19 protein-coding genes are annotated in these 19,064 nt (G+C 73.3%); 15 read left to right on the top strand and 4 right to left on the bottom strand.

Translation table 11 applies throughout. The features are described 5' to 3' along the window. Nucleotides 1-40: 40 nt before the first annotated feature. The 3 genes from C229_RS35110 to C229_RS35100 are packed head-to-tail and all read right to left on the bottom strand — an operon-like array spanning nt 41 to nt 1,707. A complete protein-coding gene (locus C229_RS35110; RefSeq protein WP_018657999.1) occupies nt 41-661 on the bottom strand; it encodes a DUF305 domain-containing protein in 621 nt (206 codons plus the stop codon). Then, the gene (locus C229_RS35105) at nt 658-1,257 is read right to left on the bottom strand and encodes a DUF3105 domain-containing protein (protein ID WP_018657998.1); all 600 of its coding nucleotides are present in this window, start codon (nt 1,255-1,257) and stop codon (nt 658-660) included. Before C229_RS35105 ends, C229_RS35110 begins: the two co-directional genes overlap by 4 nt. Before the next feature lie 54 nt (nt 1,258-1,311). Then, nucleotides 1,312-1,707: a hypothetical protein gene (locus C229_RS35100; protein ID WP_155885054.1), complete on the bottom strand. Its 396-nt coding sequence runs from the start codon at nt 1,705-1,707 to the stop codon at nt 1,312-1,314. Between the two features lie 326 nt (nt 1,708-2,033). On the opposite strand from C229_RS35100, the gene C229_RS0125705 reads away from it, so the two are divergent. From C229_RS0125705 to C229_RS0125675, 7 genes are all read left to right on the top strand, one after another. Beyond that, nucleotides 2,034-3,302 (top strand): replication-associated recombination protein A, encoded by a 1,269-nt coding sequence (locus C229_RS0125705; protein WP_240487401.1) that lies wholly within the window; start codon nt 2,034-2,036, stop codon nt 3,300-3,302. 119 nt (nt 3,303-3,421) lie between these two features. After that, nucleotides 3,422-3,832, top strand: a complete 411-nt coding sequence (locus tag C229_RS0125700) for a DUF948 domain-containing protein (RefSeq protein WP_018657995.1) — start codon at nt 3,422-3,424, stop codon at nt 3,830-3,832. Between the two features lie 4 nt (nt 3,833-3,836). Then, a complete protein-coding gene (locus C229_RS0125695) occupies nt 3,837-4,166 on the top strand; it encodes a hypothetical protein (protein ID WP_018657994.1) in 330 nt (109 codons plus the stop codon). A gap of 1 nt (nt 4,167) precedes the next feature. Then, nucleotides 4,168-6,834: an alanine--tRNA ligase gene (gene alaS / locus C229_RS0125690; RefSeq protein WP_018657990.1), complete on the top strand. Its 2,667-nt coding sequence runs from the start codon at nt 4,168-4,170 to the stop codon at nt 6,832-6,834. A gap of 29 nt (nt 6,835-6,863) precedes the next feature. Continuing rightward, nucleotides 6,864-7,325: a Holliday junction resolvase RuvX gene (gene ruvX, locus C229_RS0125685; RefSeq protein WP_018657989.1), complete on the top strand. Its 462-nt coding sequence runs from the start codon at nt 6,864-6,866 to the stop codon at nt 7,323-7,325. Then, nucleotides 7,322-8,497, top strand: a complete 1,176-nt coding sequence (mltG, locus tag C229_RS0125680; RefSeq protein ID WP_018657988.1) for an endolytic transglycosylase MltG — start codon at nt 7,322-7,324, stop codon at nt 8,495-8,497. The genes ruvX and mltG overlap by 4 nt, the downstream gene beginning before the upstream one ends. Further along, entirely contained in the window at nt 8,494-9,330 is an 837-nt protein-coding gene (locus C229_RS0125675) for a shikimate dehydrogenase (RefSeq protein WP_018657987.1), read from the top strand. The genes mltG and C229_RS0125675 overlap by 4 nt, the downstream gene beginning before the upstream one ends. 3 nt (nt 9,331-9,333) lie before the next feature. Here C229_RS0125675 and C229_RS0125670 read toward each other — a convergent pair whose 3' ends face one another. Further along, on the bottom strand, nt 9,334-10,290 hold the full coding sequence (locus C229_RS0125670) for a prenyltransferase/squalene oxidase repeat-containing protein (RefSeq protein ID WP_018657986.1): 957 nt from the start codon (nt 10,288-10,290) through the stop codon (nt 9,334-9,336). 654 nt (nt 10,291-10,944) lie between these two features. Between C229_RS0125670 and infC the strand changes: the two genes are divergently transcribed. The 8 genes from infC (at nt 10,945) to pheT (ending at nt 18,859) form a co-directional block, all read left to right on the top strand. Then, complete coding sequence (gene infC, locus C229_RS0125665; protein WP_081640038.1) at nt 10,945-11,583, top strand: translation initiation factor IF-3; 639 nt, start codon at nt 10,945-10,947, stop codon at nt 11,581-11,583. 166 nt (nt 11,584-11,749) lie between these two features. After that, nucleotides 11,750-11,944 (top strand): 50S ribosomal protein L35, encoded by a 195-nt coding sequence (gene rpmI, locus C229_RS0125660; protein ID WP_018657984.1) that lies wholly within the window; start codon nt 11,750-11,752, stop codon nt 11,942-11,944. A 70-nt stretch (nt 11,945-12,014) separates the two neighbouring features. Continuing rightward, entirely contained in the window at nt 12,015-12,392 is a 378-nt protein-coding gene (gene rplT, locus C229_RS0125655; protein ID WP_018657983.1) for a 50S ribosomal protein L20, read from the top strand. A gap of 47 nt (nt 12,393-12,439) precedes the next feature. After that, nucleotides 12,440-13,261, top strand: a complete 822-nt coding sequence (locus C229_RS0125650) for a TrmH family RNA methyltransferase (protein ID WP_018657982.1) — start codon at nt 12,440-12,442, stop codon at nt 13,259-13,261. 250 nt (nt 13,262-13,511) lie between these two features. Next, nucleotides 13,512-13,979: an STAS domain-containing protein gene (locus C229_RS0125645; RefSeq protein WP_018657981.1), complete on the top strand. Its 468-nt coding sequence runs from the start codon at nt 13,512-13,514 to the stop codon at nt 13,977-13,979. 88 nt (nt 13,980-14,067) lie between these two features. Then, on the top strand, nt 14,068-15,159 hold the full coding sequence (locus C229_RS0125640; protein WP_018657980.1) for a sensor histidine kinase: 1,092 nt from the start codon (nt 14,068-14,070) through the stop codon (nt 15,157-15,159). Between the two features lie 116 nt (nt 15,160-15,275). After that, on the top strand, nt 15,276-16,385 hold the full coding sequence (gene pheS / locus C229_RS0125635) for a phenylalanine--tRNA ligase subunit alpha (protein ID WP_018657979.1): 1,110 nt from the start codon (nt 15,276-15,278) through the stop codon (nt 16,383-16,385). Next, nucleotides 16,385-18,859, top strand: a complete 2,475-nt coding sequence (pheT, locus tag C229_RS0125630) for a phenylalanine--tRNA ligase subunit beta (RefSeq protein ID WP_018657978.1) — start codon at nt 16,385-16,387, stop codon at nt 18,857-18,859. The genes pheS and pheT overlap by 1 nt, the downstream gene beginning before the upstream one ends. Nucleotides 18,860-19,064 lie beyond the last annotated feature (205 nt).

Raw genomic sequence — 19,064 nt, 5'->3', positions numbered from 1 at the left:
TCCGTGTTCGCGGGGTGGACTCGGGCGGGCGGAGTTCGGTCTAGGCGGGGCTTGTGCGTTCGGTGAGCATCTGTTGCATCAGGTCGATTTCCGCCTGTTGGCCGCGCACCATGGCGCGGGCCAGGCGTAGGACGTGTTCGTCCTCGGCGCGGGTCTGGGCTGCTCTCGCCATCTCCACGCCCGCCTTGTGGTGGGTGAGCATGAGGCGCAGGAAGACGATCTCGGCTGCTCTGCCGTCGGCCTTCTCCAGTTCGCGGAGTTGTTCGGGTGTGGCCATGCCCGGCATTGCTTTTGTCCCGGACGCGTCGCCGTGGCCGTGGCCGTTCATCCAGCGCATCGGGCCGCGCGGGTCGGTGTGCGGGACGTTCCAGGCGTCGAGCCAGGCCGTCATCATGCCGATCTGGGCGGACTGCGTGGCGATCATGTCGTAGGTGAGGGTGCGGACGCGCTCGTCGTCGCTGCGGTCGCGGACGAGGAACGCCATCTTCACCGCCTGCGCGTGGTGGGTGCTCATGTCGCGCGCGAACCCGGCCTCCGCCGAGTCGCCGGACACGCCGCCGCCCGGGCGCAGCACCAGCAGCGCGGCGGCGGCCACGGCCAGCGCCGCGAGGACGGCGGCGATCCGCCGTCCTCGCGGCGCGGTACCGGCGGCGCCGGTCACGCGGTCTCCTTGCCGCCGTTGCACGGCGCGCCCTTCTCCGGCGTCTGCGGCCCCTTCACGAACGCCTGGAGGAACCGCCCGATGCGCGGGTCGGAGGCGTCGTCGACCTTGAGCTGCCTGCCCCACGCGGTCAGCACGATGGGGGAGTCCAGGTCGGGGTAGGGGCTCATCATCGTGTAGTCGACGGCCTTCACCCGCTGGGAGAGGGCGGCGAGCTGGGAGATGTGCAGGTCGGGCCGGTGGGTGATCCAGACGGCGCCGTGCTCCAGCGAGTGGACGGCGTTCTCGTTGCGCAGCGGCCGGTCGTAGACGCGGGCGTCGCAGCTCTGCCAGGCGGGGTCGTGGTCGCCGCCCATCGGCGGCGACGCGTCGTACTGGACGGGGCTGGTCGTGTGCCCGTCGGCCAGGCCGTCCTTCTCGACCAGCCCCGCGATCTCGGTGGACGGCGGCCGGGACGACAGGTAGGCGAACGTGACGGCCACGGCGGCGACCAGCCCGATCACGGTGAAGAAGATGATCCCGCCCCACGGCGTGTGCCGCTCGGTGAGGGCGTTCTTGCGCTGCTGCTGGGCGCGGTTGCGTGTGCTCTTGGACATGCGAAGGCTCGTTTCGGTGCTGGAAGGGGACGGACGCGGAACGCGGCGCGCGTTCTACACCCGCAGCACCTGGAGCGCGGCGAGGGAGGGCGGGCCGGGGGCGCGGGCCGTGGGCGCGCGCGCCGCGCGGCGCGGCCGTCCGGGGCCGGGCGGCAGCGGACGGACGCGCGGCAGCGCCAGTGCCAGCACCATCAGCCCGAGCAGGACGGCGAGCCCCAGGCACGCCGTGGCCGGGTCGACGGGCGCGTCGCCGGGAGCCGCGACGGCAAGGACGGTTCCGCCGCCGGACGGCGCCGCGAAGGCGGGCACGTCCGCCGGGGCGTGCAGCGCGTGCGCGGTGCAGACCTGCGGCGGCGGCGGATGCCCGAGCCCGTAACTGAACACGAGCCCGGCCACGACGAACAGCGCCACGAGCAGCCCTGCGGGCCCGTGGCGCGGACGTGGTGTCATGCCAGTCACCGCACGCCGCCTCATCCGTCGTGTCCGATCGCGTTGCCAACGCCGGAACCCGGCCGGGAGTTCCCTCCGGAACCGGGCGAGACGGAGAATACCCGCGATCAGGCGGAACACGTGGCTTGTCCGGGTTCATGGTGATGGTGCGTGCCGGTCCTGTCGGTACCGCCGGATAGTCTCGGAGCGTGACCAGCGGTGAGCCGGAAGGGCTGTTCGACCACCCCGCGGCGGCGTCCTCCGGCGGGTCGGGGCCCGGCGCCCCGGCGAACGGGGCGCCCCCGGTGAGCGCGGGCGAGCAGGCGTCCCAGCCGCTCGCCGTGCGGATGCGCCCCCGCTCGCTGGACGAGGTCGTCGGCCAGGGCCACCTGCTGGGCCCCGGCACCCCGATCCGCCAGCTCGTCGACCGCGACGTCCCCATGTCGCTGCTGCTGTGGGGCCCGCCCGGCACCGGCAAGACCACGCTCGCCACCGTCGTCAGCCGCGTCACCAGCCGCCGCTTCGTGGAGATCTCCGCCGTCAGCGACGGCGTCAAGCGCGTCCGCGCCGAGATCGACCTGGCCCGCCGCGAACTCGGCATGTCCGGCCGCCAGACCGTCCTGTTCGTCGACGAGGTCCACCGCTTCAACAAGGCCCAGCAGGACGCGCTGCTGCCCGCCGTCGAGAACCGCTGGGTGTCGTTCATCGGCGCCACCACCGAGAACCCGTTCTTCTCGGTGATCAGTCCGCTGCTGTCGCGGTCGCTGCTGCTCACCCTCGAACCCCTCGCCGACGACGACCTGCGCGAGGTCGTGCGCCGCGCCCTCACCGACGAACGCGGCCTGGACGGCGCGGTCACCCTCGATCCCGCCGCCGAAGACCACCTCGTCCGGCTCGCGGGCGGCGACGCCCGCCGCACCCTCACCTACCTGGAGGCGGCGGCGCTCGTCGCCCCCGAGGACGCCCCGATCGACGTGGCCGTGCTGGAGAAGGCCGTCGACCGCGCCGCCGTCCGCTACGACCGCGAGGGCGACCAGCACTACGACGTCATCAGCGCGTTCATCAAGAGCATCCGCGGCAGCGACGCCGACGCCGCCCTGCACTACCTCGCCCGCATGATCGAGGCCGGCGAGGACCCGCGCTTCGTCGCCCGCCGCCTCATCGTGCACGCCAGCGAGGACATCGGCATGGCCGACCCGACCGCTTTGCAGACGGCGATCGCCGCCGCGCAGGCCGTCGAGTTCGTCGGCCTGCCCGAGGCGCGCATCAACCTGGCGCAGGCCGTGATCCACCTGTCGCTGGCGCCCAAGTCCAACGCGGTCATCACCGCCGTCGACGCCGCGCTCCGCGACGTCCGGCAGGGCCTGGCCGGTCCCGTGCCCGGCCACCTGCGCGACGCGCACTACAAGGGCGCCGCCCGCATCGGGCACGGTGAGGGGTACAAGTACGCGCACGACCATCCCGGCGGGGTCGTCCGGCAGCAGTACGCGCCCGACGCCGTGGACGGCCGCGAGTACTACCGTCCCACCCGGCACGGCGCTGAGGCGCGCTTCACCGACGTGCTCGCCCGCATCCGCTCGGTGCTGCGCGGAACGGGCCGCCGGAGTGGCGACTGACCTGGTGATCATGGCACTCTGGCCGGACCGGCGTCCGGCCGCGCGAGGCGCGCCTCCGTGCGCGGTAGGGTTCGATCTCTGGCCCGGCCGGATCACACGCAACCGAACGGAAAGCCCTGATGCTCACTGGTGGACAGCTCGCGGGTCTCATCGTGGCCGTGTTCTGGGCGGTCCTCGTCTCGTTCCTGGCCTACACGCTGCTGAAGCTGGCCCGTCTCCTGCGCGAGGCGGGCGAGGTCGTCGCGGAGATCGGCGAACAGGCCGGTCCCCTGCTGGACGACATGAACCGCACGGTGCGGCGCGCGAACGAGCAGCTCGGGCGCACCGACGTGATCACCAAGCAGGCGGCCTCCGTCACCCAGAACGTGTCGGCCGTCACCACCGTCATGACCTCCGTGGTCGGCGGGCCGCTGGTCAAGGCCGCGGCCTTCTCCTACGGCGTCCGCAAGGCCATCGGCAACGCCGGGCGTCCCGCCCCCGAGCACCCGCAGCTCCCGCGCGGGCAGGCCAGGGGCAAGGGGAAGCGGTGACCCGATGAGACGTCTGTTCTGGCTGTCGGTCGGCGCGGGCGCCGGCGTGTACGCCACCCACCGCGTCAAGCGCCGGGTGGAGCGCATCGCGCGCGCCTGGTCGCCCGAGGGCGTCGCCCACCGCGCCGTCACCTCCGGGCAGGACGCCGGGCAGCGGCTGCGCAACTTCGCCGCCGACGTGCGCGAGCTGTCGGCCGCCCGCGAGGAGGAGCTGCGGGAGGCCGTCCGGACCGACCAGGCCCCGCCCCCGCCGCGCCGGGTCCTCAGAGCCCGCTACACGGTCGTCGACGACGACCCTTCCCACGATGTTCCCGAGACCAAGGATGGCCACTGACATGGAGTCGGCAGAGGTCGCGCGCCGCTTCCTCACGTTCTTCGCCGACCGGGGGCACACGATCGTGCCGTCGGCCAGCCTGATCGCCGAGGACCCGACGCTGCTGCTGGTCCCGGCCGGCATGGTGCCGTTCAAGCCGTACTTCCTCGGCCAGCGCACCCCGCCCGCGCCGCGCATGACGAGCGCGCAGAAGTGCGTCCGCACCGGGGACATCGACGAGGTCGGCAAGACCACGCGGCACGCCACGTTCTTCCAGATGCTCGGCAACTTCTCCATCGGGGACTACTTCAAGGAGCAGGCGATCCCGTTCGCCTGGGAACTCCTGACCCGGTCCCGCGAGGACGGCGGCTTCGGCTTCCCCGAGGAGAAGCTGTGGGCCACCGTCTACCTCGACGACGACGAGGCGTACGACATCTGGCGCCGGGCCGGTGTGCCCGACGAGCGCATCCAGCGCCGCGACCTCGCGGACAACTACTGGCACATGGGCGTTCCCGGCCCCGGCGGCCCCTGCTCGGAGATCTACTACGACCGCGGTCCCGAGTACGGGCGCGAGGGCGGCCCCATCGTCGACGAAGACCGGTATCTGGAGGTCTGGAACCTGGTCTTCATGCAGAAGCAGCTCAGCGCGGTCCGCTCCAAGATCGATTTCGACGTCGCGGGCGACCTGCCCGCCAAGAACATCGACACGGGCATGGGCCTGGAGCGGATGGCGGCCGTACTCCAGGGCGTGGACAACATCTACGAGACCGACACGCTGTGGCGCGTCCTCGACCGCGCCGCCACGCTGACCGGCGCCAAGTACGGCGCCGACGCGCGCGCCGACGTGTCGCTGCGCGTCATCGCCGACCACGTCCGGGCCGGGACGATGATGGTCGCCGACGGCATCCGCCCCGGCAACGAGGGCCGCGGCTACGTGCTGCGCCGCATCCTGCGCCGCTCGGTCCGCAACCTGCGGCTGCTCGGCGGCCAGGAGGCCGGGCTGCTGCACGAGCTGACCGACGCGGCCATCGGCGCGATGGGGGAGCAGTACCCCGACCTCGTCCGCACCGCGGCCAACATCCACACGGTGATCGACGCCGAGGAGGAGTCGTTCCTGACGACCCTGCGCACCGGCACGACGATCTTCGACACCGCCGTCGCGGAGACGCGCCGCACCGGCGGCAAGGCCCTGGCGGGCGAGCAGGCGTTCAAGCTGCACGACACCTACGGCTTCCCCATCGACCTCACGCTGGAGATGGCGGCCGAGCAGGGCCTCACGGTCGACGAGGCCGGGTTCCGGCGGCTCATGACCGAGCAGCGCGACCGCGCCAAGCAGGACGCCCGCGAGAAGAAGACCGGCAACCTGGACGTCTCGGTCCTGGACGAACTGCTCATCGCCTCCGGCGGCCGGGTCGAGTTCACCGGCTACCGCGACGTCACCGGCGACGCCCGCGTCGCCGGGCTGCTCGTCAACGGCGCCAACGTGCCGACCGCGCCCGAGGGCACCGAGGTCGAGGTCGTCCTGGACCGCACCCCGTTCTACGCCGAGGGCGGCGGCCAGCTCGCCGACCACGGCACCATCACCACGTCCGGCGGCGCGGTCGTCGCCGTGCACGACGTGCAGAGCCCGCTGGCCGGGCTGATCGTGCACCGCGGCACCGTCCGGCGGGGCGAGGCGCAGGTCGGTGACACCGCCTTCGCCGAGATCGACATCGAGCGGCGCCGGGCGATCTCCCGGTCGCACACCGCGACCCATATGGTCCACGCCGGGTTCCGCCGCGCGCTCGGGGAGTCGGCGGCGCAGGCCGGGTCGGAGAACTCCCCGGGCCGGTTCCGGTTCGACTTCACCGCCTCGGGCGCCGTCCCGCCGACCGTCCTGCGGGACGTGGAGGACGAGGTCAACGCCGTCCTCATCGACGACCTGGACGTCCGCGCCTTCCACACCTCGATCGACGAGGCCCGCGCCATGGGCGCGCTCGCGCTGTTCGGCGAGAAGTACGGCGACGAGGTCCGCGTCGTCGAGGTCGGTGACTACTCCCGCGAGCTGTGCGGCGGCACCCACGTGGCCACGTCGGGGCAGCTCGGCCTGGTCAAGGTGCTCGGGGAGGCGTCCATCGGCGCGGGCGTGCGGCGCGTCGAGGCACTGGTCGGCATCGACGCGTTCCGGTTCCTGGCGCGCGAGAGCGTCCTGGTCGCGCAGCTCTCCGAGCAGATGAAGGTCCGCAAGGAGGAGCTGCCCGAGCGCATCTCCGGCGTCGTCACCCGGCTGCGCGACGCCGAACGCGACCTGGAGCGGCTGCGCTCCCAGCAGGTGCTGGCCGTCGCCGGGTCGCTGGCCGACGGCGCCCGCGACGTGAACGGCGTCGCGTTCGTCGGGCACCGCGCCCCGGACGGCACCGGCGCCGACGACCTGCGCAAGCTCGCCGTCGACGTGCGCGGGCGGCTCGGCGGGCGGCCCGCCGTCGTCATGGTCACCGGCGTTCCCAAGGACCGTCCGGTCGTCGTCATCGCCGTCAGCGAGGGCGCCCGCGACCGGGGGCTCAAGGCCGGGCGGCTGGTCGGCGTGGCCGCCAAGACGCTCGGCGGCGGGGGCGGCGGCAAGGACGATCTCGCCCAGGGCGGCGGCGCGGACGCCGGAAAGATCGGTGACGCGCTGAACGCCGTGGAACAGGCCGTAGGGGCCGCGTGAGCAGCGCGCCGGCCGGGCATGATCATCCCATGAGACCCGGTGTCCGGCTCGGCGTCGACGTCGGGAGCGTCCGCATCGGGGTCGCCCGCAGCGACCCCGGCGGCGTCCTGGCGTCGCCGCTGGAGACGGTGCGCAGCGGGAAGGGCGACGTCGACCGGCTCGTCGAGCTGGTGGGGGAGTCGGCGGCCGTCGAGGTCGTGGTCGGCCTGCCGACGTCGCTGTCGGGCCGGGAGGGCCCGGCGGCGGAGTCGGCGCGCAGGTTCGCGCGGCTGCTCGCCCGCCGGTTGCCCGAGGGCACGGTACGGCTGTACGACGAACGCCTCACCACCGTGAGTGCTGAGGCGGGACTGCGCGCGGGGGGCGTGCACGGCCGGGCACGGCGCAAGGTCGTGGACCAGGCCGCGGCGGCCGTGCTGTTGCAGGCCGCCCTGGAAGCCGAACGGTCGACGGGGCGACCGGCCGGCGAGATCGTCCGAGGAACGCGCACATGAGTGATCTTGATTTCTTCCCGGAGCCGCGTGACGAGGGCGGCCGGGGCCGCCCGCAGGCGCGGCGCCGTCCGCCGCCCCGCAACGGGCAGCAGCGGCAGCGGCAGCAGCGCCAGAAGCGGCAGCGGCGCAACGGCAAGGCCGCGTTCCTGTTCGCGCTGGCCTTCCTCGTCGCCATCGTCGGCACCGGCGGCGTCCTCGGCTACGCCTGGCTCGACAACCGCATGAACCCGCCCGACTACGCGGGCGCGGGCAAGGCGAATGTCACGGTCCAAGTGAAGGAGGGCGCGACCGGCCAGGCCATCGCCAACACCCTCCAGTCCCACGGCGTCGTCAAGAGCGTCGCGGCGTTCATGAAGGTGTACGCGGGGGAGACGCGCGCCTCGGGCATCCAGCCGGGCTTCTACCAGCTCCGCAAGCAGATGTCGTCGCAGGCGGCGATGGCATTGCTGCTCGACCCCAAGTCGCGGTCCGGCAACCAGATCACGATCCCCGAGGGCCGCCGCGCCGTCGAGGTGTACGAGCTGCTGGCCAAGAAGACCGGCATCTCCGTCAACCAGTTCAAGAAGGCGGCCCGCAACGGCAAGGCGCTCGGCCTGCCGTCGTACGCGAACGGCCGCGTCGAGGGCTACCTGTTCCCGGGCCGCTACGACCTGGACCCCAACGCCGGACCCGCCGAGATCCTCAAGGCGATGGTGGCGCGGTTCAAGCAGGAGGCCAAGAACCTCGACCTGGAGAGCCGGGCGTCCGAGGTCGGCCTCAAGCCGGGCGAACTGGTCATCCTGGCGAGCCTGGTGGTGGCCGAGGGCGGCACCGACGAGGACTACCCGAAGATCGCGCGCGTCCTGTACAACCGGTTGAAGAACGGCACCAAGCTCCAGCTCGACACCACGGTGCTGTACGCGATGAACAAGCGGACGCTGCACGTCTCCTACAAGGACACCGAGATCAAGTCGCCCTACAGCACCTACTACGTCCCGGGCCTGCCGGTCGGCGCCATCGCCAACCCGGGCACCGTGGCGCTGCGCGGCGCGCTGGAACCCGCCAAGGGCTCCTGGGTGTTCTTCGTGACCACCAACCCCGACACCGGGTACACCGAGTACGGCACCACCGACGACGAGTTCCGGAGAATGAAGGCCAAACTCGACAAGTGGCTGGCGGCGAACCCCGAATGACCGGCGGCTCCCCGCGGGCGGCGGTGCTCGGCTCACCCGTGGTCCACTCGCTCTCGCCCGTCCTGCACCGTGCCGCGTACGCGGCGCTGGGGCTCGGGTGGGAGTACACGGCGATCGAGTGCGACGAGGAGCGTCTGCCCGCCCTGCTGGACGGCCTCGGCCCCGAGTGGGCGGGGCTGTCGCTGACGATGCCGCTCAAGCGCACGGTGCTGCCGCTGCTGGACGACGTGACCGAGCTGGCCGAGCGCGTCGGCGGCGCCAACACCGTCGTCTTCCGGGGCGGGCGCCGCTACGGCGACAACACCGACGTCGGCGGCATCGTCGCCGCGCTGACCGAGGCCGGGCTGGGCCGGCCGAACTCGGCGCTGGTGCTCGGCGGCGGGGCGACGGCCGCGTCCGCGCTGGCGGCGCTGTCGGAGCTGGGGCTGACGTCGGCGCGGCTGGCCGTCCGGGCGCCCGAGCGCGCGGTGGACACGGTCGTCGTCGGCAACCGCTTCGGCCTGGACATCGAGATGCACATGCTCGACGGCGTCCACGACGCGCTCGGCGTCGACCTGGTCATCTCGACACTGCCCGGCACCGCCGCCGACGCGTTCGCGGCGCCGATCGCCGCGTCGGGCGCCGCCCTGTTCGACGTCCTGTACACGCCGTGGCCGACGACGCTCGCCACGGCGGTGACGGCGGCGGGCGGCACGGCCGTCGGCGGCTTCCCGATGCTGCTGCACCAGGCCGCCCGCCAGGTCGCGCTGATGACCGGCCGCGAGGACGTCCCCCTCGACGCCATGCGCGCCGCCGGTGAGGCCGAACTGCTGCGGCGCCTCACCGACGCCTGACCCTCACACCGTCTCGCGCACCTCGCGGACGTCCTTGCGCCGCCGTCCCGCCTCCTGCCCGGCGGCCAGCAGCATGGGCAGGATGACGCTCAGCCAGAAGTCCTTCCACTCCCAGGTGCGGGTGGCGACACCGCCGAGACTGCCGACGGCGACCAGCACGAGCAGGCCCGTGCCCCAATGCCGCCGCAGCGTCGCCCGCAGCCGTCGTGGTGAGCCGCGCACGACCCGCGCGAGCGGGATCTCGCGGGCGTGGGCGTGCTGGACGACGGTCGCGCCCGGCAGCCAGTGCAGCAGGTCCCGGGGACGAGTCAGCGGGCTGCGGACCAGGGCCGCCAGCACCTCCAGCCGCCACCACAGCGCCCACAGCGAACCGGCGCCCTCGCCGGACGGCTCGTCGCGCAGCATCGTCTCCAGCGCGCGGGCCAGCAGCGGGCCCGGCGCGCCGCGCGGGTCGCGCAGCAGGGCGGCCACGGCGATCGGCAGCCCGTGGTGCCACAGCGCCAGCCGGCAGACGGCGGCGCCGGACGTCACCTCGTAGGTCTCGATCCAGCGGTGGTCGTCGCCGGGGTCGAGGTGGGCGCGCAGCCAGGCGTAACCGTCGCGGACGCGGCGGCGGTCCTCCCAGGGGCGGGCGTCGGCGAGCGCGATCAGCGCGAAGGCGGTGTGCGTGACGGTCGGCCGCGCACCCGGCACCACGCCCCACGGCCCGCCCGCGCGCAGAATCCACTGGACGCCGCGCTCGACCGCGCCGCCGTACGGGTCGAGCCGCGCCAGCGCCCGGACGGCCAGGCACGTGGACCAGACCCGGGACGGGCAGCCGCGCACCGAGCCCCAGCCGCCGTCGGCGTTCTGGTGCCGCAGCAGCCACCGGTGCGCGCGGGCGAGGTCGGGCGCGTCGTCACGGGCGGGGCATCCGGCCCGCGCCAGCAGCATGACGATCCACGCGGACGCCTCGACCACGGGAATGCCGAGACTGGTGCGGGTCGCCCACCCGCCGTCGCGCGACGGATCGCGCGTTCCCGCCTGTCTGCGGGCGAGAAACGAAAGTGTTTCGGAGAATTGCGGAATCGGGTGTCCGGCGACGGCGAACGCCAGCGCGCCGACCGCGGTGGCCGTCGACCCGGGCGCGTCGCGCCCTAGGTCATGGCACCAGCCGCCGTCGCGGCACGTTCGCCGCAGTACGTCGAGGGAGGAGTTCAACCGGCTTTCCAGCCGGGCGATGTCCACGGGGGGAGAAAGAGATTTCACGGGAGCCACCTTCTGTCGGTGGTTGTTCCCGCTTTGTCACTTTTCTTACCCTCGGAATACGCGGCTTTTCAGCACTGTTACATAGGGGAGTCGTACTCTCGGCGCCTCCCGGCGATGTGCCGTCGGCGGTGGCCCCGGTTCTCCCGAGCGAGTGGTAGAGTTGGTGGTCGACCGGCCTGGCGCATGCAGTGGATGCTCCGGGCGCTCAAGCGGAGGCCACCTCCCACCTGACCGGCGTTCAGCCGGTGGGTTCTGGTCAGGCTTCGGGCTCTGTACCCGAGGCCGCGCCTCCGGCGTCCCCTTCGGGGTTCGCCGTGGCGACCTGACTGAGGTGGCCCCGTATGCGAGTCGTACGGGGCTTTTCGCATGAGGGCTCCGGGGTACGACCGGTCACAGAACCACGAACGGCCCCTAGGAGGTCCCATCAGCGCCGAACCGCGTATCAACGACCGCATTCGCGTGCCCGAGGTCCGGCTCGTCGGCCCGAACGGCGAACAGGTGGGCATCGTTCCCATCGCCAAGGCCCTTGAACTCGCGCGCGAGTCCGACCTCGACCTCGTCGAGGTGGCGCCGACCGCGCGCCCGCCCGTCGCCAAGCTCATGGACTACGGCAAGTTCAAGTACGAGTCCGCGATGAAGGCGCGTGAGGCGCGGAAGAACCAGGCGCACACGATCATCAAGGAGATCAAGCTCCGGCCCAAGATCGACCCGCACGACTACGAGACCAAGAAGGGTCACGTGGTGCGGTTCCTCAAGGCCGGGGACAAGGTCAAGGTGACGATCATGTTCCGTGGCCGCGAGCAGTCCCGGCCGGAGCTCGGCTTCCGGCTGCTCCAGCGGCTCGCCGACGACGTCGAGGACCTCGGCTTCGTCGAGTCGCGGCCCAAGCAGGACGGCCGCAACATGATCATGGTGATCGGTCCGCACAAGAAGAAGGCCGAGGCCAAGGCGGAAGCCAAGGCCGAGCGCGAAGCCTCCCGCGCGGAGGAGCAGACCGCCGGCTGAAACCGGGCCGGCCTCCGCCGGCCCGATGCCGGTCCCGTCCCGGACGGGGCCGAGACGCACGTACATTGAAGCCTGTCCAGGCGCGGTCCACGGTGACCGGTGGAGCGCGCCCGTTCAGGTACGCCCGCTCGTCAGCGGGCGGCGATTGAGGGAGACGACGGCGACCATGCCGAAGACCAAGACCCACAGTGGTGCCAAGAAGCGCTTCAAGCTGACCGGCTCCGGCAAGGTGATGCGCCGCCGCGCCAACAAGAACCACCTGCTCGAGCACAAGCCCTCCAAGCGCACCCGCCGCCTGGACGGCCCGGCCGTGGTTTCGCCGGCCGACGCCAAGAACATCAAGAAGCTGCTGCGCAAGTAGTTCCAGGACACCCACCCGTACGACCTGCCGGCGCCCGACAGGGCCCGGCCCCCACGAAGGAGTTCAACACGTGGCACGCGTGAAGCGGGCGGTCAACGCCGCCAAGAAGCGTCGGGTCGTCCTGGAGCGGTCGAGCGGCTACCGCGGCCAGCGGTCGCGCCTGTACCGCAAGGCCAAGGAGCAGCAGCTCCACTCGATGACCTACGCCTTCCGGGACCGCAAGGACCGCAAGGGCCAGTTCCGCCGGCTGTGGATTCAGCGCATCAACGCCGCGGCCCGCGCCAACGGCATCACCTACAACCGGTTCATCCAGGGCCTCAAGGCCGCGGAGATCGAGGTCGACCGCCGCATGCTCGCCGAGCTCGCGGTGAACGACCCGACCGCGTTCGCCGCCCTGGTGACGCTGGCCAAGGACGCGCTGCCGGAGCAGGGCAGCGAGGCCGCCTGAGACTCGCGAGAGTCTCCGGCGACGAACGAGAAGAGACGTACGCGTACATGGCGGGCCGCGAGCTGACCTCGATCCGATCACCCCGGGTGAAGGCCGCTCGACGGCTCGCCAAACGTGCGTTCCGGCGCCGTGAGCGGCGCTTCCTGGCCGAGGGGCCGCAGGCCGTGCGCGAGGCGCTCGGCATCCCCGGCGGCCTGGTGGAGCTGTTCGCGACGGCCGAGGCCGAGACCCGCCACGCCGATCTGGTGGCGGCGGCCGAGCAGGCGGGCGTGCCCGTCCTGCGGGTCAGCGGCGAGGTCATGGCCGAGCTGGCGCAGACCGTCACCCCGCAGGGGCTGCTGGCGGTCTGCGGGTTCCTGGACGTCCCGCTGGAGGACGCGCTGGCCCCCGAGCCCCGGCTCGTCACCGTGCTGGCGCACGTGCGCGATCCGGGCAACGCGGGCACGGTGCTGCGCACCGCCGACGCGGCCGGTTCGGAGTCGGTGGTGTTCACCGACGCGTCTGTCGACCCGTACAACGGCAAGTGCGTGCGCGCGTCGGCGGGCAGCCTGTTCCACCTGCCGGTGGTGGTGGGCCCCAGGTTCGACACGCTGATCCCCGAACTGCGCAAGTCGGGGCTGACGGTGCTCGCCGCCGACGGCGCGGGAAGCCGCACCCTGGACGCCCGCATCGACGACGGCACGCTCGCGCGGCCGACCGCGTGGGTGTTCGGCAACGAGGCGTGGGGCCTGCCCGCCGAGATCCTGGAGCTGGTGGACGAGGTCGTCGCGGTCCCGATCCACGGCCGCGCGGAGAGCCTGAACCTCGCGACGGCGGCGGCGGTGTGCCTGTACGCGTCGGCGCGAGCCCAGCGGAGCGCCGCTATATAACCGGCATTACTGGCAAAGCGGAAGTGGTTGACGGTCAAGTTGACCGGATACGGCCGCGCCGTGCACCTCCCGGCGGGTTCCGGCCTGGAAGGATGAGATCTTCCGGGGGAAGCGGAGACGATGGTCGGTGCATGACCTCCTTCGCAGGTAGGAGCCGGATACCGGTCCGGCGGTGGAGACGACACGTCACCGCACACACGTACGGTGGTGATGCAGCGCGGCGACGGTGCCGCGCGGATGGGGGCTGGTCATGGCCGAGGAGAACACGACGGCGGCGCGGCGGCCGCTCCGGCGGGGGGCCGGACTGCGCTGCCGCGCGGGCGCGCCACTACCGGGCGCGCAACCGGCGACGGTGCCGCAGCGCGGGCTGGAGATCACCCTGCGGGAGGTCCGGCCGGACCTCGCCGTCGCGGTGGCGCGGGGCGAGATCGATGTGCACACCGCCGACACGCTGCGCGCCCGCCTGATCGAGGCGCACGCCGGCGGTCACCGCGGCGTCGTGGTCGACTTCGCCGACGTGCTGTTCTGCGACGCCGCCGGTCTGGGCGCGCTCGTCGCGGCGCACAACCACGTCGCCGAACGCGGCGGGCACATCCGGCTGGCCCGCATGCGGCCCGCCCAGGAGCGGCTGGTGCGCATCACCCGGCTGCACCGCCTGTTCGCGCTGCACGACTCGCTCGACGAGGCCCTCACCGAGGCCGCGCGGGCCCTGCCGTAGGGGCTTTTCCGGGTCACGCGACCCCCTGCGGTGCGGATAGAGTCTGAAGTCGGCAGGCCGCGTTCCGACCGCTGTTCTGGAGGCCGTTGTGGGCGGAGAGAACCCCTCGGACGTGCCGCCGCGTCCGCCCGGGGAGACCCCGGAGGCAGACTCGCTGCCCGACGGGCTGCTCGTCGCCGACGCCGACGCCCGGGTCATCGTCTTCAACGCCGCCGCCGTCCGGATCACGGGCGTGGCGGCGGCCACCGCGCTCGGCGGCGACTTCCGCGACGTCCTGCCCCTGCACGACGCGCAGGGCCGCGACTGGTGGACGTGCGTCGACCCCTACGCGGGCCTGGCCACGCGCACCCGCCACCCCGAGCGCTCGCTGTTCCTGCCCGACGGCACCGAGCTGCTGGTCACCGCCGCCTACCGGCGCGACGGCGAGGGCCGTGTGGAACGGTTCACCGTCGCCCTGCGCGACGCCGCGCACCGCGCCCGCCAGGAACGCGACCGCGCCGACCTGGTCTCCACCGTCGCGCACGAGCTGCGGTCGCCGCTCACCAGCGTCAAGGGCTTCACCGCGACGCTGCTGGCCAAGTGGCACCGCTTCAACGACGACCAGAAGCGCGTCATGCTGGAGACCGTCAACGCCGACGCCGACCGCGTCACCCGGCTCATCACCGAACTGCTGGACGTGTCGCGCATCGAGGCGGGCCGGCTGGAGATGCGCCGCCAGGTCGTCGACCTGCCGGGCGCCGTCCGCCGCGTCGTCGCGGGCCGGGTCGCGGCGGGCGACGCGGCCGAGCGGTTCCGCGTCGAGGAGCACGGCGCGCTGCCCGAGCTGTGGCTCGACCCCGACAAGATCGACCAGATCCTCGGCAACCTCGTGGAAAACGCGGTGCGCCACGGCGCCGGAACCGTCACCATCATGGTGGAACCGGACGCGCACAAGGAGGGGGCCGCCGTGTCGGTACGCGACGAGGGCGAGGGCATCCCGCCCGACGCGGCCCAGCGCGTCTTCCGGCAGTTCTGGCGCGGCCCCGGCGGCAACCGCCGCGCCGGCACCGGCCTCGGCCTGTTCATCGTCAAGGGCCTCGTCGAGGCGCACGGCGGCCGCATCGTCGTCCGACGCGCCCCCGGCGGCGGCGCCGAGTTCCGATTTACCGTGCCCGCCGGAGCCCCGGACCACGCGGTCTGACGCGGACCGTCCCGGCGCCCCGCGCGGGCCTTCCCCAGCGTTCCGCCCTTTCCGGGCTTCGTCCGTCCGCCCACTAGAATGCGGACGTCCCAGACTGACCGGAGTCTCATACCACCATGTCTGCACCCAACAAGTCCTACGACCCCGTCGAGGTGTCCACGTTGCAGCCCGAGGCGCTCGACCGGGCCCGTGACGAGGCGCTCGCGGCGATCGCCGCCGCGGCCGATCTCGACGCGCTCAAGCAGGTCCGCCTGGCCCACGCCGGCGACCGTTCCCCGCTGGCCCTGGCCAACCGCGAGATCGGCGCGCTGCCGCCGGCGGGCCGCGCCGAGGCGGGCAAGCGCATCGGCGCCGCGCGCGGCGCGGTGTCGGGGGCGCTCAAGCGCCGCCAGGCCGAGCTGGAGGAGGAGCGCGACCAGCGCGTGCTGGCCGAGGAGGCCGTGGACGTCACCCTCCCGTGGGACCGCGCCCCGCGCGGTGCCCGCCACCCGCTGACCACCCTCCAGGAGCGGATGGCCGACGTCTTCGTCTCGATGGGGTTCGAGGTCGCCGAGGGCCCCGAGGTCGAGGCCGAGTGGTTCAACTTCGACGCGCTGAACTTCCCGCCCGACCACCCGGCCCGCTCCATGCAGGACACGTTCTTCGTGGAGTCGGAGGAGACGGGCCTGGTGCTGCGCACGCACACCTCGCCGGTGCAGATCCGCTCGCTGCTGAGCCGTGAGCTGCCCGTCTACGTCGTGGCCCCCGGCCGCACGTTCCGCACCGACGAGCTGGACGCCACGCACAGCCCCGTCTTCCACCAGCTCGAAGGGCTCGCGGTCGACGAGGGCCTGACGATGGCCGACCTGCGCGGCGGCATCGACGCGTTCGTGCGCGGCATGTTCGGCGAGGGCCTGGTCACGCGGATGCGGCCGTCGTACTTCCCGTTCACCGAGCCGTCCGCCGAGGTGGACATGCAGTGCTTCGTGTGCCGGGGCGCGTCGGTGGAACCGGGCGCCGCGCCGTGCCGCACCTGCTCGTCGGAGGGCTGGATCGAGCTGGGCGGCTGCGGCATGGTGAACCCGCGCGTGCTGGTGGCGTGCGGCATCGACCCCGACCGCTACAGCGGCTGGGCGTTCGGGCTCGGCGTCGAGCGGACGCTGATGTTCCGCCACGGCGTCGAGGACATGCACGACATGGTGGAGGGCGACGTGCGCTTCACCCTTCCGTTCGGGATGGAGATCTGATGCGCGCCCCGCTTTCCTGGCTGCGGGAGTACGCGGCGCTGCCCGCCGAGGCGACCGGCCGCGACGTGGCCGCCGAGCTGATCGCGGCGGGTCTGGAGGTCGAGACGGTCGAGCGCGCGGGCGCCGACCTGCGCGGCCCGCTCGTCGTCGGTGAAGTGCTCGCGATCGAGGAGCTGACCGGGTTCAAGAAGCCCATCCGGTACTGCCAGGTCGACGTCGGGCGGGCCAACGGCACCGGCGAACCGCAGAACATCGTGTGCGGCGCGACGAACTTCTCGGTCGGTGACCGGATCGTCGCGATCCTGCCCGGCGGCGCGCTGCCCGGCGGGTTCGAGATCGGGTCGCGCAAGACCTACGGCAAGCTGTCCGAGGGCATGATCTGCTCGGTGTCCGAACTGGGCATCGGTGAGGACCACTCCGGCATCCTGGTGCTGCCGGGCCGCCCCGAGGTCGGCGCGGACGCGATCGAGCTGCTCGGCCTGCGCGACGACGTGCTGGACATCGCCGTCACCCCCGACCGCGGCTACGCGCTGTCGATCCGGGGCGTGGCGCGGGAGGCCGCCACCGCGTACGGCGTCGCGTTCACCGACCCGGCGGGCGACGCCCCGTCCGACGACGGCCCCGCCTACCCGGCGAGCATCGCCGACACCTCCGCCTGCGACCGGTTCGTGCTGCGCGAGGTGCGCGGCCTCGACCCCGCCGCGCAGACGCCGATGTGGATGCGCGTGCGGCTGTCCCGCGCGGGCGTGCGCCCGGTGTCGCTCGCCGTGGACGTCACCAACTATCTGATGCTGGAGCTGGGCCAGCCGCTGCACGCCTTCGACCGGACGAAGCTGTCCGGCGAGATCGTCGTGCGGCGGGCCCGGCCGGGGGAGACCCTGGAGACGCTCGACCACGTCCGCCGCGAGCTGGACGCCGAGGACGTGCTGATCACCGACGCGTCGGGCCCGATCTCGATGGCGGGCGCGATGGGCGGCCTGGCCACCGAGATCGACGAGAAGTCCACCGATCTCGTGCTGGAGGCGGCGCACTTCGACGAGATCGCGACCGCGCGCATGGTGCGGCGCCACAAGCTGCACAGCGAGGCGTCGTACCGGTTCGAGCGCGGCGTCGACCGCGAGCTGCCGGTCCGCGCCGCCCACCGCGCGGCGGCGCTGCTGGCCGAGCTGGGCGGCGCCGAGGCCGTGCCGGGGGCGACGGTCGCGGAGGCGCCCGTCGCGCCGCGCGCGATCACGATGGCCGCCGACCACCCGGACCGGGTGGCGGGCGTCGCCTACGGGCGCGGCACCGTCGTGTCCCGGCTGGAGCAGGTCGGGTGCGCGGTCGAGGGCGGTGACACGCTGACGGTGACGCCGCCGTCGTGGCGTCCCGACCTCACCGACCCCAGCGACCTGGCCGAGGAGGTCATCCGGCTGGAGGGCTATGAGGCCATCCCGTCGCGGGCGCCGCGTCCGGCGGCCGGGCAGGGGCTTACGCCCCGGCAGCGGCTGCGCCGCCGCGTCGGCCGCGCGCTGGCCGGTGCCGGGTACGTCGAGGCGCTGAACGTGCCGTTCGCGTCCGCCAGGGACTGGGACTCCCTCCAGCTCCCCGCCGACGACGCGCGGCGCCGCGCGCTGCGGCTGGCGAACCCGCTGTCGGAGGACGAGCCGCTGCTGCGCACGACGCTGCTGCCGGGCCTGCTCAAGACCCTGGCCCGCAACGTGGGGCGCGGCTTCGGCGACGTGGCGCTGTTCGAGCGCGGCGTCGTGTTCCGCCCGGACGGCGACGGGGTGCCGGCCGCGCCGCGCCTGTCCGTCGACCACGGCCCGTCGGCCGACGAGATCGCCTCGGTGGACGCGGCGCTGCCCGACCAGCCCGAGCGCGTCGCGGTCGTCCTGGCGGGCGACCGCGAGCGGCCGGGCTGGTGGGGCGCGGGCCGTCCGGCCACCTGGGCGGACGCGATCGAGGCGGCCCGCACGGTCGCGCGCGAGGCCGGGGTGGAGCTGCGGGTCGAGGCCGACCGCCACGAGCCGTGGCACCCGGGCCGCTGCGCCGCCCTGTACGCGGGTGACACGCTGGTCGGGCACGCGGGCGAGCTGGCGCCGCGCGTCATCAAGGCGTACGGCCTGCCGCCGCGCGCCTGCGCGATGGAGCTGGAGCTGCGCGGCCTGGACGAGCCGGGCCTTCCCCGCGCTCCGCACGTCTCGACGTACCCGGTCGCCACCCAGGACGTCGCGCTGACCGTGCCCGCCGACGTCCCGGCGGCGTCGGTCGAGTCGTCGCTGCGCGCGGGCGCGGGCGAGCTGCTGGAGTCGCTGCGCCTGTTCGACGTCTACACCGGCGAGCAGGTCGGGGAGGGGCACAAGTCCCTGGCCTACACGCTCCGCTTCCGCGCGCCCGACCGCACGCTGACCGCCGAGGAGACGACGGCGGCCCGCGACGCGGCGGTGGCCGTCGTGTCCGAACGCACGGGCGCCACGTTGCGCGGCGCCTGATCCGCTCGACGGGACGGCCCGTGACCCTGGGGTCACGGGCCGTCCTTGCGTCGGGTGGTCGGCTCATATAGGATCACTGGGTCTCATTGCCGTCCGGTTGGGGAGTCCATTGAGGAACTGAGGTCGCAGGCACCGCGCGATGTGCCGCCGTTTCGACGCCCGTGTCAGGGCTCCGGCTGGTTCCGTGCGACGCGATCTCGGTGGG

This window comes from Actinomadura flavalba DSM 45200, assembly GCF_000374305.1.
GTDB lineage: Bacteria > Actinomycetota > Actinomycetes > Streptosporangiales > Streptosporangiaceae > Spirillospora > Spirillospora flavalba.
This window is presented reverse-complemented; position numbering and strand designations above follow the sequence as displayed.

Coding starts and splice junctions, on each gene's coding strand:
- C229_RS35105 (WP_018657998.1), bottom strand. CDS start 1,257: ATGTCCAAGAGCACACGCAACCGCGCCCAGCAGCAGCGCAAGAACGCC.
- C229_RS35100 (WP_155885054.1), bottom strand. CDS start 1,707: ATGACACCACGTCCGCGCCACGGGCCCGCAGGGCTGCTCGTGGCGCTG.
- C229_RS0125705 (WP_240487401.1), top strand. CDS start 2,034: ATGCGCCCCCGCTCGCTGGACGAGGTCGTCGGCCAGGGCCACCTGCTG.
- C229_RS0125700 (WP_018657995.1), top strand. CDS start 3,422: ATGCTCACTGGTGGACAGCTCGCGGGTCTCATCGTGGCCGTGTTCTGG.
- C229_RS0125695 (WP_018657994.1), top strand. CDS start 3,837: ATGAGACGTCTGTTCTGGCTGTCGGTCGGCGCGGGCGCCGGCGTGTAC.
- alaS (WP_018657990.1), top strand. CDS start 4,168: ATGGAGTCGGCAGAGGTCGCGCGCCGCTTCCTCACGTTCTTCGCCGAC.
- ruvX (WP_018657989.1), top strand. CDS start 6,864: ATGAGACCCGGTGTCCGGCTCGGCGTCGACGTCGGGAGCGTCCGCATC.
- mltG (WP_018657988.1), top strand. CDS start 7,322: ATGAGTGATCTTGATTTCTTCCCGGAGCCGCGTGACGAGGGCGGCCGG.
- C229_RS0125675 (WP_018657987.1), top strand. CDS start 8,494: ATGACCGGCGGCTCCCCGCGGGCGGCGGTGCTCGGCTCACCCGTGGTC.
- infC (WP_081640038.1), top strand. CDS start 10,945: ATGAGGGCTCCGGGGTACGACCGGTCACAGAACCACGAACGGCCCCTA.
- rpmI (WP_018657984.1), top strand. CDS start 11,750: ATGCCGAAGACCAAGACCCACAGTGGTGCCAAGAAGCGCTTCAAGCTG.
- C229_RS0125650 (WP_018657982.1), top strand. CDS start 12,440: ATGGCGGGCCGCGAGCTGACCTCGATCCGATCACCCCGGGTGAAGGCC.
- C229_RS0125645 (WP_018657981.1), top strand. CDS start 13,512: ATGGCCGAGGAGAACACGACGGCGGCGCGGCGGCCGCTCCGGCGGGGG.
- pheS (WP_018657979.1), top strand. CDS start 15,276: ATGTCTGCACCCAACAAGTCCTACGACCCCGTCGAGGTGTCCACGTTG.
- pheT (WP_018657978.1), top strand. CDS start 16,385: ATGCGCGCCCCGCTTTCCTGGCTGCGGGAGTACGCGGCGCTGCCCGCC.